Here is a 1,594-nt window from a genome sequence, read left to right on the forward strand (position 1 = left end):
AGCACGCTCTGCTGCGACTGGTTGGCCAGCGACAGCGCGGAGACCGCGATCGACTGACGGGTCGACAGCGCCTGGCTGTTGGCCGCTTCGGTGTTGGTGTCGGCCAGCGTCAGGTTGGACGAGCCGGTCTGCAGCACGTTGATCAGGYTCTTGTTGAAGTCCTGACGSAYCTGCACCACSGASAGGTTCGAGCCSAGGSYSGASGCTTCCGAGCGCAGCGTGCTCGAGGCSGCGTTCARRTTGGTCAGCACCTTGTTGGCGGCGGCGTTGTCGATGAAGTCGACGCCGACGGTCAGCGCAGCGAGGCCGAGACCCTTGGAGTTGTAGGTCACGCCGGTGATGTTCAGGCTCGACTTGCCGGTCTCGTCGAACACCAGCTTTAGCTGATCACCATTGAGCAGGTTGACGCCGTTGAACGAGGAGTCCTGCGAGGTGGTGTCGATCTGGTTCAGGATGTTGTTGTACTGAGACACCAGGTTGGCGCGGGCGGTCTGTGCAACGCCATCCTGGACGGGGTTGGAAGCCGTCGAGAAGGTCAGCGCCGACGTGAGCGTGCCGCCGATCGCACCGCCGGCGGTCGTCGAACCCAGCGTCGAGGACGCGTAGTCGTTGGATGCCGTGATGGTCAGCAGGCCGTTGGCGTCGATCGTGGCAGCCAGGTTGTTGGCCTGCAGCTTGGTGTTGAGCTGATCGAGCGTCTTGACCGTGCCATTGGTGCCGTCGCCGAAGGTGACGTTGACCGCCGTACCACCGTTGAAGGAGGAGAAGGTCAAGGTCTTGCCGGCGATGCCGCCGATGCCGGAAGTGCGCGCCGCCGTGAACGCGGTCGCAGTCCCGGTGTTGCCGGCAAGGCCGAGCGCGTTCAGCGCATTGCCGGTACCGGTGATCGACAGGTCGGCGTTGATGCCGGTCGAGAGCTTGAGCTGACCGGACGTATTGATCGTCGAGTTCGACTGACCGGTGGCGGTCGCAAGCGTCGCGGTGCCGTTGGCGTTGACCGTCGCGGTCTGCACGCCGGTGGCAAGGTCGATCGCCTTCAGCACGTCGGCAACCGTGCCGGCCTGCAGATAGACGGTCGAGTTGCCGTTGCCGTCGGTGAGGACGTTGCCGCTGACGCCGAAGCCGCTCGGAACGCTCGGAGCACCGGTCGAGCCCGGGATCGGCGCGTTCTTGAAGGTGATGACGTGACCGTCGACGTTCAGCGTCGAACCGTCCGTGATGGTCGCACCCAGCGAGGCCGCGCTCGTTGTCCGCTTGACGTCGATGGTGGCATTGCCTGCACCAGTAGACGTCGTCAGGCCGAGAGCCTTGAGCAGGTCGGCCTTGCCGGTGACGCTCAGATCTGCGCCCGTCGAACTCTTCAGCGTAACGGCGCCCGCAGCAGCGGTCGAAACGGCAGCACCGGGCTGGCTGGCGCTCACGGAGATCGTCGCAGCACCCGAGGTGATGGATGCCGTCTTCACGCCGCTGGCGAGATCGATCGCGCTCAAGAGATCGTTCACGGTCGCGAGCGAGGCCGGCGTGGCGGTGTCGCCGAGATAGACAGTGGTATTGCCGCTGCCGTCGGTGACGAGGTGGCCGCTGACGCCCGAGC

At 65.1% G+C, this 1,594-nt stretch carries 1 protein-coding gene; it reads right to left on the reverse strand.

Annotation, left to right across the window (positions count from 1 at the left end):
* The coding region (locus ACXJL8_RS40615) for a DUF1522 domain-containing protein (protein WP_456686984.1) at positions 1–1,594 on the reverse strand (1,594 nt) is incomplete at both ends.

The sequence above is a fragment of the Bradyrhizobium sp. P5_C11_2 genome (assembly GCF_054049755.1).